Raw genomic sequence first — 14680 nt, 5'->3', positions numbered from 1 at the left:
CGCAGACGGCGATTGGTTACACTGCAAGCATTATTTGCTATTCTCGATTTCCTTGTCAAGTCATTCCAAGGATTCTGAAATGGCGAATCTCGTACTTGGTCTCGATCTTGGCCCGAACAGTATCGGTTGGGCCCTCCTTGGCGATGGAGCCGAGGGAGATTCCCAGTTGGTCGACATGGGAGTTCGTGTTTTTCCGGAAGGAGTCGATGCCTTCGACACGGCCAAGGAGCGATCGCGAAATGAGGATCGGCGGATCAATCGTGGGATGCGGCGCCAAATTCGGCGGCGGGCGCGGCGGAAGCGGTTGCTGCAGGCTGCATTGGTTGAGTCGGGACTGTGGCCGGTCGACGCCGCAGCACAGGAAGAGGCGTTGGCGGTTGATCCTTATTGGCTTCGTGCCAAAGGGGTCAGCGAGCGGTTAGAACCGTACGAGATTGGTCGGGTCTTCCTCCACCTCAATCAGCGTCGCGGGTTTCTCTCGAATAAAAAGAAAGACCGGGGCGACAAAGAAGTTCAGGGGATGCTTGCGGAGATCAAGCATAACGAAGAGCTCGTCGCGCTCGGCGGATTTGAGACCGTCGGTCAACTGCTCGCGGAGAAGTGCGCCGCGCTCGATCACACTGCCCGCCAGGAGGACGACGAGGTTCGCAATCGCCATCTCTCGCGTCGGCAACTGGTTGATGAATTCCACACGATTTGGTCGAAGCAAGCGACATTTCATCCCCAACTACTGACTGACAAGCTACGCGACGGCACCGTCGGCGGAACTATGGAACCTCGCAAAGCCGTTCCCAAGCACGACCCGCGCCGCAACAAACTTTCGGACTTAAAGGCGTTCGGCCTCTTCGGCCTGATCTTCTTTCAACGCCGGATGTATTGGCCCAAGTCGGTCGTCGGTCTGTGCGAACTGGAGTCAAAGGAAAAGCGGTGTCCCAAGGGTGATCGCCGGGCGGAACGATTTCGCGTTTTGCAGGAGGTTAACAACCTCCGTTACATCGATACCGCAGAAGGTGACGAGCAACCCCTCAGCGAGGAGCAGCGTCGGCTGCTGATTGACTATCTCTCGGATCGCGAGAAGGCGACGTTCGACCAAATTCGGAAGAAGCTCGGATTTCTCGAGTCGGTCAAGTTCAACTTCGAGCGAGGGAAGCGAACCGCCCTAAAGGGATTTTTGATCGACTGGATGATTGCGAAGGAGACCGACAAGTCGTGGTACGACCGTCCCGAGGCGCAACGAGACGAGATCGTACGCATTCTGCTCGATAACGAACGCGACGACGAACGGATTCTGACGACGCTCATCGATAAGTATGGGTTTTCAACTGTCGCCGCTGAAACGCTGCTGGAGATCGACTTTCCTCCGGGGTACGGTAGCCTGTCACTCAAGGCGATCGACAAGTTGCTGCCGTCTTTAGAACGAGGGCTCGTTTACCAATCGATCAGCGATCCCGAGGAGAGCGCCCTGCACGCGGCAGGCTATTTGCGTCGCGACGAGCTGCAGCGGCGGCTGTTCGATAAGCTCCCCAATCTGGCAAGGACACGGCCGGCCGATTGCAAGCTGGGAGATATTCCCAATCCGGTGGTGAAGCGAGCGCTCGTTGAACTGCGGAAGGTGGTTAACTCGATCGTCGTGAAGTACGGCAAGCCCAGTGCGGTGCATGTCGAGATGGCCCGCGAGGTGCAGATGGGCGCCGAGCGGCGGAAAGAGATTACAGCTCGGATGCGCGCCCGCGAGGCGGAGCGAGAGAAGGCTGCTGAGGCGATCCGCAAAATGGGTTACGCTGCCCGCCGCGACAGCGTCACAAAATACATGCTCTGGCAGGAGCAGGGGCACGAGTGCGTCTACTGCGGCAAACCGATCAGTCAGACGCAGCTATTTGGCGGTGAGATCGACGTCGATCATGTACTTCCCTATTCGCGAACGCTCGATAATTCGCAAGGGAACAAGGTGGTTGGCCATGTAAAGTGCAATCATTTGAAGGGGAATCGGACGCCCTATGAATGGTTGGCTGCCGGCGATGCTGTCCGGTACGCTGAAGTTTGCCAGCGGGCGGCGGCGCTGTTGCAGAAGGGGATGATGCCGTACGGCAAGTATCGCAAGTTTCTGCAGAAGCAGCTTGATCTCGACAAGTTCATCGCCCGACAGTTGACCGATACCGGCTATATCACGCGAGCAACAGTCGAATATTTGAGACTGTTGTTCGAGAAGGATCATGAGGTGCTGGGATTGAAGGGCCAATTGACGGCGGAACTACGCTGGCAGTGGGGGCTCGACAAGATTCTGGAGGAATTGCCCGACAGCCCAGCTTGGATCGAGAAGAACGATTTACGGCCAGGCGAGAAAAACCGGGCCGATCATCGGCATCATGCGATCGATGCGATTGTGGTGGCGCTAACTAATCGGAAGCGGCTCCATAAGCTATCTGAACTCGTACGGCGTGGCGGCGCCAAGAAGCATGGCGAGATTCTCGAAGAGCCGTGGCCTGACTTCCGCGACACTGTTGTCGAGCGGGTGAAGGGACTGAAGGTGTCGCATCGGGTAGAGCGAAAGGTGCGCGGGGCGTTGCATGAAGAGACGCTGTACGGACCGACGCCGACCGAGGGGGAGTGGGTCGTGCGAAAGCCGGTAGAGAATCTTTCACCGGCCGAGGTGGAGAGGATACGCGATGCGGGGATTAGGACGATCGTGCTGGAATCGCTAAGGAAGAGAGGAATCGATTTTGGTCGGGGGAAGAAGCCTGATGCAAAAAAGATGAAGGAAGCGCTCTCCAATCTACGCATGCCGTCAGGGGTTCCGATCAAGAAAGTGCGGATTCTCAAGCAAGAGCAGACCATTCAGCCGCTGCGCGACGCCCCAGAACATCAAGCGTACGTCAAACCGGGATCGACGCATCATTTATGCATCTTCGAGTTCGAGGAAAAGGGAAAGAAGAAGCGCAAAGCGATCTTCGTAACAATGCTCGACGCAGCCAAGCGACAGAAACGTGGCGAGCCAATCATTAGTCGAACGCATCCCGAGCGGCCCGATGCCAAGTTCATCATGTCGCTGTCGAGCCGGGAAATGGTGCTGGCAAACTGGAACGGCGAGCAGAAACTATTGGTTTACAAAACGGCAGCTTCGACGCAGGGTCAGATCTATTTCGCGGAGCACACCGATGCCCGACGAAGCAGCGATCAGGCGAAGTTCGTCGCTAGCGCCAATTCGCTCGACGCCCGTAAGGTGACGGTCGACCCGCTGGGGCGAATTCGTTGGGCAAATGATTGATCACAAGCGATGACTCGGCGGGAGTATTTACCCCAGCATACTGAACAGTTGTTCGTTATTTATCCGAAAAACTACAATTAGAGTGAAAGTTGCGCGGCTTGGATCGCGCTGGCACATGTCCGTCACGGAGGAGCTCATTTTCCTTCATGGCGAGGCTGGCTGCGGTGATCAAGCGAACGCTCGAAATCTCGCGCGAGCCCGCGCATCTCTCTCTCCGCAACGAGCAGCTCTTGCTCAAGCGGGATGGGGTGATTGTCGGCCAGGCGCCGTGCGAAGACCTCGGCGTGGTCGTCGTCGACCATCCGCAGACGACCTACACTCACGCCGCCCTGGCAAAGCTCGCCGAGTGCGGGGCCGCCGTCGTGTTGTGCGGGCCCGATCATTTGCCGGCGGCAATGCTCTTGCCGCTGGCCGATCATTCGCAGGTCGTCTGGCGGCTGCGCGATCAACTTGCCGTCGGCCGGCCGCTCGCCAAACAACTCTGGAAGCAATTGGTCGTCGCCAAGATTCAGGGGCAGGCTCGCAATCTTCACAGGTCGCTTCCCGCCTACCGTAAACTGCTGGCGCTGGCCGGCGAAGTTCGCTCGGGCGACCCGACGAATATCGAGGCCCAGGCGGCTCGCGTTTAATGGCAAAACTGGCTCTGGTCCGATGATTCGCCGCAACTGGACGTTGAGGGGTTTCGCCGCGACGCTGACTCTCCGGGGCTCAATGCCTTCCTCAACTACGGCTACGCCATTTTGCGGGCTGCCCTGGGGCGTGCCATCGTCGCCGCCGGGTTATTGCCGAGCTTGGGGCTGCATCACCGCAATCGCTCGAACGCCTTCTGCCTGGCGGATGATCTCATTGAGCCATTTCGGCCGCTTGTGGACGATCGGGTGCGAGCGATGCACCGTCAAGGATTCGACGAGTTAACGCAGCCGGCGAAGGCGGAGTTGCTGGGGTTGCTCACTTTGCAAATGCGGCTTTGCGATCAGTCGGGACCGCTATTGGTGATGCTGCAACGGACCGTAGCGTCGCTGGCCCGCTGCTATGCCGGCGAGGCGAAGCGGCTGGAGATTCCCGTGCCCGCAGACTCGCCGTTGCTGGCCGGTGCCGCGGATGATGAGTGGAAAATAGCGAAAGTCGAGCAGACCTTGGAAGTCGACCAGGAGAATGAGCTGACGTGCAAATCACCGGATACCGACTGATGTGGGTCTTGGCGATGTTCGATCTGCCGACAGACACGAAGCGGGCGCGGCGGGAGTACGCGCTGTTCCGCAAAATGCTGCTGGGCAATGGCTTTACCCAGATGCAATTCTCGGTGTACGCTCGCCCCTGTCCCAGCCAAGAGAACGCCGACGTCCATGTGGGGCGAATTGAGCGCAGCCTCCCACCTGATGGCGAGGTTCGCGTCATCACGATTACCGACAAGCAGTTCGAGCGAATGCGAATTTTTTGGGGAAAACTGCGGCAACGCCCGGAGCAGGCGCCATGCCAACTCGACCTTTTCTAGCGCAATACGGACGTACGCGGTTTGCCTGTTGGAGTTTACGACGCAAGCTAGTGTAACCAATCACCGCCTGCGACCAATCCGCAACCGGGGGAGAGTTGGCTATCCCTTACCTTCAAGTGTAACCAATCACCGCCTGCGACCAATCCGCAACATGCTGTCCGCCGTCAACGAGCAGGCCGAAAGTGTAACCAATCACCGCCTGCGACCAATCCGCAACGTCAAGGCGGCGCCGCTCCACGAGGAGACGAGTGTAACCAATCACCGCCTGCGACCAATCCGCAACCAGGCTAACATACCGGGCCGCCGTCGAGAAAGTGTAACCAATCACCGACTGCGAACAATCCGCAACTATACTCTATACTTACTTACTTACTCTTACAGTGTAACCAATCACCGCCTGCGACCAATCCGCAACGATGCCCGCCTCCTGTACTGGTTCAGTAAAAGTGTAACCAATCACCGACTGCGAACAATCCGCAACGTGGCCGGGCGCATTGGAAACGTTTGAGCATGAGGGGCAGTATAGTTAATCAATGGCAGGGCGATCTTTTGCCCCGCCTGGAGAGTTAGGCAGAAAAGACCGAGATAGTGGGTCCACCTTGGGCTCGGCGGGATCTTATCGACTCCCCCGCCGATAGCAACTCAGATGGGGTATCGGGCGGCCAGAAGCGGTCGGTGCGATTGGCGTTTGGGCTATATTCACGCCCTAGCTACCTCTAGCGTCGGCACTTTCGCTGAGAACGCGACATCTAGTGGCGGCTTCCTTCTGCGGATTTCATCGATAGGCTAATCGCTGTCGTCGATCGACCCTGGCTGAGTGTTATCTGTTTACTTGGAGTTCTGTACCCCGCCCTAATCGGGGGATTCTGAGTACTCTTTCGCCTTTCCGCCGACTTCGCGAGGTTACTTCTCAGAATGCAATTCAGCCGTTTTTCGCAGCACGTTGGCCAAATTTAGAACGTAGGGAGACGAGTATGTGGAAGGTAGAGCTCGATTTCAGCGGATGGAATGTGCCGCCGCAGTCGCATCCCTCGCTGCCGGGGCAAAAGCAACTGTTTTCGCATTTGGAAATTTCAGCGACGCATGATGCTGTTGCCCACAACGCATCGGGGCGCGAACTTTTCGTTACTGGCAGGGACCTACCCGGCGCTCAGGAGACCGCCCAAGCAATTCTTTGGGACATCGAAAAGTAAAAGCAAAACGTGCCGACGCTTCTACCCAGTCTAATGCAAGCGGGGCTTTGAAGCACAAAGACTTCGAGTAAGGACAAGCACCCTTTCTACCGCTGCCGTAAAGCGATGCACTTTTCTAGAATGAGGACATCGTCGGGCGTCAGCCGCGGGTTGCAAATCGGGGTGTAAGCGACCGGTGGCGGGAATGGGCGTTCCACCGTTCGGCCTTTTCCGTCGCCGCTGGGCCCATCACGGAAAGGAATGATCATGCCACGTCCGGCCTATTCACTTGCCAGTGATAACGTCCAGCGTCCCTCAACAATCACCGAGACGAAGCGGTCGTCACTCCCATACCGGCTCCGCAGATTGCTGGGCTTGGTAAACCTTTACCACTGGTCGCTGGAGTGGACGATCCATGCCGATTCTAACTGGACCCTGGGCGTGGCGCCTTATCCCTACACGTTCAATCGCCGCGATCTCTGGTTACTTGGAATCGAGAGGATCGCGGACATTCTGAACGGCTGCGAGACGGCGATCAGCGCTGGCGCGGAAAAAAGCGATGGCTCAAATTCACGAGGCAGATTCAATCCGCGTGAGCTGGCCTCGAATAAACAGTCGCTGGAGGATGTCGAAACGCTCGCAGCTGACGATGCCGAGCGTGAATACAAGGTAAAGTCGCACAGCTGGCCGAGTTTGCCATTGGATGGGCGCGACTTACTTACCTCGGTGAGTTTTTACATTCCGGATCTCAACCAACAGGACCCAGTCGATTCGTGGACGCTGATTCCATTCGATGTGATATCACCGGCAATGCGCCAAGCATCGAACCATGTCGAAAAAGACCTAGCTGGCTTGGGGATAACTTGGGACGGACCGCCTTACTACAGGCATTTTGAGAATGGCGACGAATTGTTGCAGTACTTGAGGGCAAAGCGGATCGAAGAAGAGTTCGCGATTGCCGACCTCGAACAGCATAGGCGCGACTTCGTGGCGCGTATTGAAATGGCGCTGCGAGTGGCATATGAACGAGACTGTCTGCCGGGCACGGGCAGCCTACCGGTGAAGGGGCAACGCGGTCGCAAGAAAATCTTCGACGCCGCGAAAGATACGAAGCTGGCCTTGGACTGGGAAGCTGCGCGTTCCCAACACATGCCGAAGAAGGAATTTGTGAAATTGAGAGGGCTATCACTGAGGGAACTTCAGTTGGCTCTAGGCCGAGTTCGTCGCGAAAAGCGTATCTCGGAGTAATTGCGGTCAAGCCTTTTTAATTCGTCCGCGCCAAATTCTTTTATCCGCGATCCCCGGCGACTTCTTGCAGCGCCGTGGAATTCTCGCGCACTAATTGCGCGCACTAATCCTGGCGTGCGCGCGCCCGGAAATACTTGCGTTGTGCAGGTCGAGCGACCTGAGAATTACCACGCAGGAGGCTCCCAAAATGGTTGCCATCGCCACGAAGTCCGGAATCGCCCTTCTCACTCCAAAGCAAGCCGCCGAGCAGCTTGCCATCTCCCCCCGCAAGCTCTGGTCGCTGACCGCCAGCGGCGACGTGCCATGCGTCCGCATCGGTCGATCGGTCCGCTATGACGCCGCAGACCTCGCCGAGTTCGTCGAGACGCTGAAGTCCGCCAAGTAACGGCCGGCACACGACGGCGGCCCGGGCGTTCCGGGTCGCCCTTCTTTATACACCGTCCGGCAAGTGCCGCGCAGAAAAATGCCCGGCAGCGATTCGTGGTCGCACGCCGGGCTCGAAAGGAACGTTATGAGCTATTCTATTCGATTTAATGGGGAGCGAACACCCGATGTCGGGGCCACTGCCGATGGCTCTAACAGGGCAACTGAAGATTCTGGCTTTGGCGCCTACGTCCCCTTCCCGACGCATACGCTGCCCGGCCCGGTCGGGGCGTTTACCGCCGCCGCCGCCAAGGCTATCGGCTGCGATCCGTCGTTTATCGCGCTTCCGCTGATCGCGTGCCTCGGGCGCGCAATCGGCAATAGACGGGTGATCCGATTGAAGTCGAGCTGGAAGGAGCCGGCGATCATCTGGGCGGCAATCATCGGCAAAAGCGGCACGCATAAGACGCCGGCGCTGCAAGCGGCCATGCAGTTTCTTCAGCGGAAGGAATCGGTGTCATTCGCCGCTTACGCTGAAGCCGCGGAGAAGTACGAGCAAGAGGTGGCCTGCTATGATCGGGACTTGACAGCGTGGAAGAAACTACGGAACCGCAGCGAGCCGCCGCCATGGAAACCGGAGCTGCCGCCATGCAATCGTTTCATGACTAGCGACACGACCATCGAAGCGCTAGCGTCACTATTGGCAGCGCAATTCGACGGCCTTCTCGTAGAGCGTGACGAGTTAGCCGGCTGGCTTGGCGGGATAGCAGAGTACAAGGGCGGGAAAGGGTCCGATCTAGGGCACTGGCTCGCGGCCTGGAGTGGGGCGCCGCTTACCGTAGACCGCAAGACGGGGGCCGTGAAGATGCTGCACGTCCCCCGCGCCGCGGTCTCCCTGGTTGGTGGAATCCAGCCGGGGGTCTTGCGGTCCGCTGTCGGGCGGGAGCACATGCAAGACGGCTTGTGCGCACGGCTACTGCTGGCGATGCCCGAACCGCGGCCAGTCCGCTGGACCGACGCTGTCATCGACCCCGTCGTCGAGTCGGAGATGAGCGTAGTGTTCGACAGGCTGCTCGAAATGGAGCCAGCCGACGACGACAACGGGGACCCTGTGCCGCTTGCGATCGATCTGACTCCGGAAGCGAAGGAGTTGTGGGTCGGCTACGTCAATCGGCACGGGATGGAAATGGCTGGCCTCGACGACGACCTGGCAGCCGCCTGGAGCAAGTTGAAGGCTTACGCGGCGCGGTTTGCTCTCATCTTTCAACTCGCGTCATGGGCGGCTGGAGAGGCGAGCGATGACGCCATCGACGAAGCTTCGATGCAAGCCGGGATCGAGCTATCGGACTGGTTCGGCGGCGAAGCTCGGCGGGTGTACGGACTCTTCGTGGAAGACGATGGAGACCGCAAGCAGCGGGAACTGGTCGAACTTATCCGGCGGAAGGGTGGCACGATTACTTCCTGCGAACTGATGCACACAAGCCGGAAGTATCGACCGACCGAAGTTGCTGACGCCGCTCTCGGTTCGCTGGCCGAGGCGATGTTAGGAGAGTGGCATGTCGAGACCGCTACGGGCGGTCGGCCCCGGCGGGAATTTCGATTGTCGCCACTGTCACCGTTTCCAAAAGTTAACGAAACGGGGGATTTATCGACTTTCGGTTACGGTGACGGTGGCAATGAGGCAGAGGAGTCCGCCGACAGGCGATGATCCGTTCGCCGGTGAGTCGGCATGGCTCGACGATTCCTTCTAACAACGCAGTTCAATCAATTGCGATCTTGCGCGCTACGTTGCGACGTGAGACAATGAACAACAGTCCGGTTGCGCTTTCGCTCGCAGCCGGTAACATAAGGGCAACTAAAATGGCTTCCGTCTCTCGTGATAAGAAGGGCAATTGGACTATCCAGTTTGTGGGCGGCGATCGTAAGCGGCGATCGATTCGGCTCGGCGGGATGAAACTTACCGCTAAGGCAGCCGAGACAATTAAATCAAAGGTCGAAGCACTCAATGCTGCCGCGGTGGCAGGGCACAGCTGGGACCGGGAAACGGCCGACTGGGTAGCCGGACGGGATTCTGCACTCTACGAAAAATTATCCGGCGTCGGGCTCGTGCCAAAGCGTCCTAATGCGCAACAGCACCGGCTAGCGGCGTTCTTGGACGACTATATCGCCCGCCGAACAGACGTTACAGCGGGAACGGCTACTGTCTTTGGTCACACTCGTCGCTGTCTCGTAAGGTATTTTGGCGGCACCAAGTCGCTGGGCGATATCACCCCGGCCGATACCGACGACTGGAGACGCTGGCTCTCTTTGGAACAGAAGCTGGCAGAAAACACCGTTCGCCGCCGGTGCGGCATTGCCCGCCAATTTTTCCGCGACGCGGTTCGCCGGCGCCTTATTCCGGATAACCCATTCGCCGAAATGAAGGACGTGGCCGTTAAGTCGAATCGCTCGCGCGATTATTTTGTGAGCCGCGAAGAAGCGACGAAGGTACTTGAAGCCTGCCCTGGTGCTGAGTGGCGGCTCATTTTCGCCCTGAGTCGCTACGGCGGCCTGAGATGCCCGTCAGAGCACCTACAGCTGAGACTCAGCGACATCGACTGGGAACGCGGCAGAATCCGCGTGCGGTCCCCAAAAACGGCGCATCATGACGGAAGGGAATCAAGAGTCGTCCCCATATTCCCCGAACTTCGACCCCACCTGGAAGCAGTTTGGGAAGCCGCCGAGCCTGGAACAGAGTTTGTGATCAACCGCTACAGGAACTCTGCCGTTAACCTCAGGACTCGGATGCTAGACATTATCTGGGCCGCGGGCCTGAAGGAGTGGCCGAAACTGTTCCAAAACCTTCGGGCGACGCGAGAGACGGAACTAGCCGAGATCTTTCCGCTGCACGTCGTGTGTGAATGGATTGGCCACAGCCAGGCAGTTGCCGCAAAGCATTACCTTCAGACGACCGACGAACACTTTGCTGCGGCATGCAAACCAGCGGCAGGCGCGCTGCAAAATCCGGTGCAGCCAGGAGCGGAAAGAACACGCAAGGACTCGTCCGCGGATCGCGAGCCCCTCGCAATTGCCGCTGATTGCGAGGGGCCGCATCACTGTACGCAAGTACAGATGAGCCTGTCGGGACTCGAACCCGAGACCTACGGATTAAAAGTCCGTTGCTCTACCGACTGAGCTACAGGCTCGACCGGAGCGATGGAACGTGCCGCGAACGCTGCGAAAGAGTTCTCCTTCGACCGCTTGCGACATTCCGGCTCCAATATCGAGTAGGGACGACAGGAATCGAACCTGCACGGGTTGCCCCACTGGAACCTAAATCCAGCGCGTCTGCCAATTCCGCCACGTCCCCGCAGATGGCCGCGCCGGCTGGGCCGGGCGGCACGGCTCAAGTATAGTCGTCGCTAGCGGTGGAGGGCTAGGCGTTAACTATCCGCCCCCCCTGCCGCCGCGTTTCGCCCGACACGCTGCCAACTTGCAGCCCCGCCGTCCTCCTAGTTTCGCCCCATTGCCGATGCCAGTTTCACCAACACCGCGAGATTTAAACGCCCTCCGCGACGAGCGGATGTTGCGGGTGGCGTGGGCCGACCGGGAGGACCGGCTCGCGTTCCGCTTCCTCCGCGGCGAATGTCAATGCGCCCAGTGCGTGAATGAATGGACCGGCGCCCGGATCCTGGACCCGGCAACCGTCTCCGAACAAATCTCGATTGAGCGGATGGAGCTCGTGGGGGCGTACGCAGTGCGGATTCATTGGTCGGAAGGCCATCAGTCGGGACTGTACACATGGGAACGGCTGCGAACGCTTGGCGAAGGTCCGCCAAGTCATGAATGAACCTAGCCGTCGCGCGCGCGACGCGGCACAACGCCGATGGACGTCACAGCGACGGATCATCGCGATCGGCGCCCGGCAAGCGGAGGTCGACCTCCACGGGGCGCAGCCGTCCAGCGGTTTCAACCTCGAACGTGATCGTCTCGGCGCCGCTATCGATTAACTCGCGCACCCCTTCCAGCAGCGCCTCCTGATCCGCAAATGGTTCGCCCTCGATGCCGTAGATGCGGTCGTGGACGCCGATCTTCGCGCGGGCCGCGGGCGAATAAGGAATGACGCGTGTCACGAACACCGCGCCCGGCGCAGCGGAATCGGGGCGCCAGGAGAATCCGATCGAACTTGGCTCCCCGTCGAGCGCCACGTCGACCGTCCTCACAGGTTCGTCGCCGCGCGCGACGTCGAGTCGAATCGAATCTTTCGCTGCCAGCACGGCTGCGGGCAGATAAGCTTCGACTGCGAGGGGGCGACCATCGGCGGCGACAATTACGTCGCCGATCTTGAGCCCTGCCTTGTCGGCCGCGGAACCCGGCGTTACCTCTGTGACGCGCATTTGGCCGACTGCGGCTCCCTGAGCGACCTCGTCGGCGCGTGCGGCGTCGGCTGTCTTCGCAGGAATCCACAACCAGCGTAGCCCAAGTCGCGGCGGCAACGGCGACAGTGGCGCTTCGCGCTGCGCCCGCATGGACGCCGTTTCCGATCTCGAAGCGGGTCGAAATTCCGGTAGGGCGTCAACGTCGGCCGCCCGGCCAATCACTTCGAGTAGATAGGCCGCTGCCTGACGAATGCCGGCAACGTTCAGCTTCTCGATATCGTCGCTGGGGCGATGGTAGTCGGAGTGAAGCCCCGTATGGATGAGCAGCGATGGAATATCATCGACGTAAAAGGGCCAGTGATCGCTGTTCTCCTTGTACTCCCAAGTGAAGTCGAGGCGCATCTCCTCCGGAAGGCGCGGCGAGCTGAACAGTTGTCGCAACCCATCCGCGGTGCGCGTGCCGGCGACTTCCAGCCGCCCATTCGTCAGTCGACCGACCATGTCGGCGTTGATGGCCAGCTTCACGCCCTCGCGCGGGACTGTCGGCTGACGAACCCAATGCCTCGACCCAAGCAGATTGATTTCTTCGCCGTCCCAGAAGGCGAAAACGATTGACCGCCGCGGCTGCCAGCCCGCCCGGTGCAACGCATCGATGATTTCCAGCAGCGCGGCAACGCCGCTCGCATTATCATCGGCGCCATTATGGATGTAGCCGATCGGACCATTGCTGTTGGACTGGTTGCCGTAGCCGACATGGTCGAAATGGGCGCCAACGACGATGTACTGGTCGCGCAGCTGCGGATCGGTTCCGCGAATCATGCCTATGACGTTTTGATAGCCGGGCGTAAACCGTTGGATGTAAGAACCGCGGTCGCCGGCCGGTTCAAGGCCCGCCTCTTTCAGTTTCTTCTCGATGTATTTCGCCGCAGCGATGCCGCCGCGCGACCCAGCCGCGCGCCCCTCAAGCGTGTCGTCGGCGAGCAGGCCCGCGTGTTCGCGCACTTCGCCTTCGGTAATGGTGGCGATGGCGGCCTCGATGGCAGCGTCTTGGTCGCCAGCACGGGCGACGTCGAGGCACAATCCGAGATGCAGTGAGGCAACGACGGCGAGCAAGAGAGCGGGATGGCGGCAGCGCCAGTGCACGAGGGCCATACGACTGTTCGTAACGAGCGACATCAGGGCAACGACCAGTGCGGTTTGCGATGTTCGATCTTCGGCAACTTTGGGCACGCCTGCTCAGCGCAGCGATCACAGAGAGGATTATGCCGCGCGCCGGCGACAACCCGCAATCACTTTCCAATGCAGAATTGGCCGAAGACGCGGTCGAGCACGTCGTCGGCGCAGATCGCGCCGACAATTTCGCCCACGGCGTCGAGGCAGTGCCGAATCTCGGCGGCGAGCAGCTCGTCGCTGCCGCCGTCGACCAGCACGGCGGCGGCGGACAACGATTCCGACGCGCGCCGGAGGCTGCCCTGACAGCGCGCCGAAGTCGCGGCAACGGCCCCAAACTGGGCGAGGGCGCCTTCGCGGCGCCCGATCTCGTCACGAATGCGGGCCGCGAGCAAATTGAGTCCAGCGCCGGTGAGGCTGCTGCAGGGAATCGCTCCAGCGGTTATCTCAGGCGTCGCCGCGAATGTCTCGCCGCGGAGATCGCTCTTGGTGAGCACCACGATTTCGGCATCGATTTCAGCGTGCGAACGCCACTCAGTCGTCTCGATGCAGATCAGACGTACATCGGCAGTCCGACGTTGAATGCCTGACGTTTCCTGAGCTGCCTTGGCGACGCCAAGCTGTTCCCCCTCTTCAACGCCGGCCGTATCGACCAATTCACAATCGAGCCCATCCAGGCTGATTCGTCCGACGACATAGTCGCGCGTCGCGCCCGGTTTCGGCGAGACAATTGAATCTGTTCCGATGCCGTCTCCAAAGCGCTGGAGCAATGCATTGAACAGGCTGCTCTTGCCCGCGTTGGGCGCGCCGCTGAGCACGATGCGCGGAGCCTCGTTGCGCTGATCGCGCTGGCCAAGTTGCCGCTGCGTGGCGGCGACAACGGCGCGGGCCGCGGCCAGTCGACTCTTCAACGACTCCCGGCTGATGAACTCGATGTCTTCCTCGACGAAGTCGAGCCCGGCTTCCAATTCCGCCAGCAGCGACAAGAGGTCCTCGCGAAGCTGGTGGAGCGGCCGTGACAGCCCCCCGGCAACCTGATCAAGCGCCGCATCGAGGTGCTCGCGCCCCTGCGCATCGATCACGCCCAGCACTCCTTCGGCTTGAGTGAGGTCGATGCGACCGGCCGCGAATGCGCGCAGCGTGAACTCGCCCGGGGAGGCGACGCGAATCCCGTGACATCCGAGCGTCTCCACGACGGCTGCCAACAGCGGGGCTGATCCGAGCGTGTGAAACTCGGCCGATGGCTGCCGGGTGTAGCTGTGCGTGCCGGGCCACAAAAGCAGGAAGCCTGGGACGCGCAGCGTTGAGCCGTCGCCAGTAGCGGAAACTTGCATCGCGCCATGAATCCGGCTCGGCTTGGTAATGTGTTGCAGCTCACGGGCGACCAACTCAGACGGATGAAAGCATTGCGCCAGCAGCGTTGCGGTCTGGGGCCCGCTGACGCGCACCACGCCACGCGCACCGCCCCCGGCGGCAGAGGCAACGGCCGCGATGGTGTCATCCAGGTCGTACGACATACTGAATCGCGCCAGCGCTGATTGCAATCCGGCTCCAAGCGGCCAAGCCCCCCGGTGATCCTCACCCCGTGCAGTCGCGGCGTCGCGACGAC

11 protein-coding genes, 2 tRNA genes, 1 pseudogene and 1 CRISPR repeat array are annotated in these 14680 nt (G+C 60.0%); of the genes and pseudogenes, 10 read left to right on the top strand and 4 right to left on the bottom strand.

Annotation, left to right across the window (positions count from 1 at the left end; genetic code table 11):
* The first annotated feature begins 79 nt into the window (after positions 1-79).
* From cas9 to I41_RS28515, 9 genes and pseudogenes are all read left to right on the top strand, one after another.
* On the top strand, positions 80-3265 hold the full coding sequence (cas9, locus tag I41_RS10305; RefSeq protein ID WP_168206796.1) for a type II CRISPR RNA-guided endonuclease Cas9: 3186 nt from the start codon (positions 80-82) through the stop codon (positions 3263-3265).
* 146 nt (positions 3266-3411) lie between these two features.
* Positions 3412-3894 (top strand): CRISPR-associated endonuclease Cas1, encoded by a 483-nt coding sequence (locus I41_RS10300; RefSeq protein ID WP_145432463.1) that lies wholly within the window; start codon positions 3412-3414, stop codon positions 3892-3894.
* Positions 3895-3930: 36 nt separating this feature from the next.
* Positions 3931-4455: a CRISPR-associated endonuclease Cas1 gene (locus I41_RS10295; RefSeq protein WP_145432462.1), complete on the top strand. Its 525-nt coding sequence runs from the start codon at positions 3931-3933 to the stop codon at positions 4453-4455.
* A complete protein-coding gene (gene cas2 / locus I41_RS10290; protein ID WP_246133854.1) occupies positions 4431-4760 on the top strand; it encodes a CRISPR-associated endonuclease Cas2 in 330 nt (109 codons plus the stop codon). Before I41_RS10295 ends, cas2 begins: the two co-directional genes overlap by 25 nt.
* Positions 4761-4809: 49 nt before the next feature.
* Positions 4810-5241: direct repeats of the CRISPR family, unit length 36 nt; unit sequence AGTGTAACCAATCACCGCCTGCGACCAATCCGCAAC.
* Between the two features lie 493 nt (positions 5242-5734).
* The gene (locus tag I41_RS10285; protein ID WP_145432461.1) at positions 5735-5953 is read left to right on the top strand and encodes a hypothetical protein; all 219 of its coding nucleotides are present in this window, start codon (positions 5735-5737) and stop codon (positions 5951-5953) included.
* A gap of 246 nt (positions 5954-6199) precedes the next feature.
* Entirely contained in the window at positions 6200-7180 is a 981-nt protein-coding gene (locus I41_RS10280) for a hypothetical protein (protein ID WP_145432460.1), read from the top strand.
* A 187-nt stretch (positions 7181-7367) separates the two neighbouring features.
* Positions 7368-7565, top strand: a complete 198-nt coding sequence (locus I41_RS10275; RefSeq protein ID WP_145432459.1) for a helix-turn-helix domain-containing protein — start codon at positions 7368-7370, stop codon at positions 7563-7565.
* A 126-nt stretch (positions 7566-7691) separates the two neighbouring features.
* Complete coding sequence (locus I41_RS10270; protein WP_168206795.1) at positions 7692-9251, top strand: YfjI family protein; 1560 nt, start codon at positions 7692-7694, stop codon at positions 9249-9251.
* Positions 9248-10492, top strand: a pseudogene (locus I41_RS28515) (tyrosine-type recombinase/integrase); the annotation flags it as partial. The gene I41_RS10270 and the pseudogene I41_RS28515, both read left to right, overlap by 4 nt.
* A 163-nt stretch (positions 10493-10655) precedes the next feature.
* Here the strand turns inward: I41_RS28515 and I41_RS10260 are convergent.
* Together I41_RS10260 and I41_RS10255 are read right to left on the bottom strand one after the other, a co-directional pair.
* A tRNA-Lys gene (locus I41_RS10260) sits at positions 10656-10728 on the bottom strand.
* Between the two features lie 82 nt (positions 10729-10810).
* A tRNA-Leu gene (locus I41_RS10255) sits at positions 10811-10892 on the bottom strand.
* Between the two features lie 162 nt (positions 10893-11054).
* Between I41_RS10255 and I41_RS10250 the strand changes: the two genes are divergently transcribed.
* Positions 11055-11372 (top strand): DUF971 domain-containing protein, encoded by a 318-nt coding sequence (locus I41_RS10250; protein WP_145432457.1) that lies wholly within the window; start codon positions 11055-11057, stop codon positions 11370-11372.
* Positions 11373-11415: 43 nt separating this feature from the next.
* On the opposite strand, the gene I41_RS10245 is transcribed toward I41_RS10250, so the two are convergent.
* Both I41_RS10245 and I41_RS10240 read right to left on the bottom strand, forming a co-directional pair.
* The gene (locus I41_RS10245; protein ID WP_168206794.1) at positions 11416-13053 is read right to left on the bottom strand and encodes a M20/M25/M40 family metallo-hydrolase; all 1638 of its coding nucleotides are present in this window, start codon (positions 13051-13053) and stop codon (positions 11416-11418) included.
* A gap of 137 nt (positions 13054-13190) precedes the next feature.
* Positions 13191-14588, bottom strand: a complete 1398-nt coding sequence (locus I41_RS10240; protein WP_145432455.1) for a tRNA modification GTPase — start codon at positions 14586-14588, stop codon at positions 13191-13193.
* Positions 14589-14680 lie beyond the last annotated feature (92 nt).

This window comes from Lacipirellula limnantheis (genome assembly GCF_007746075.1).
In the GTDB taxonomy this organism is placed as follows: domain Bacteria; phylum Planctomycetota; class Planctomycetia; order Pirellulales; family Lacipirellulaceae; genus Lacipirellula; species Lacipirellula limnantheis.
The sequence above is the reverse complement of the archived record's forward strand: the minus strand, read 5'-3'. Positions and strand labels throughout refer to the sequence as shown.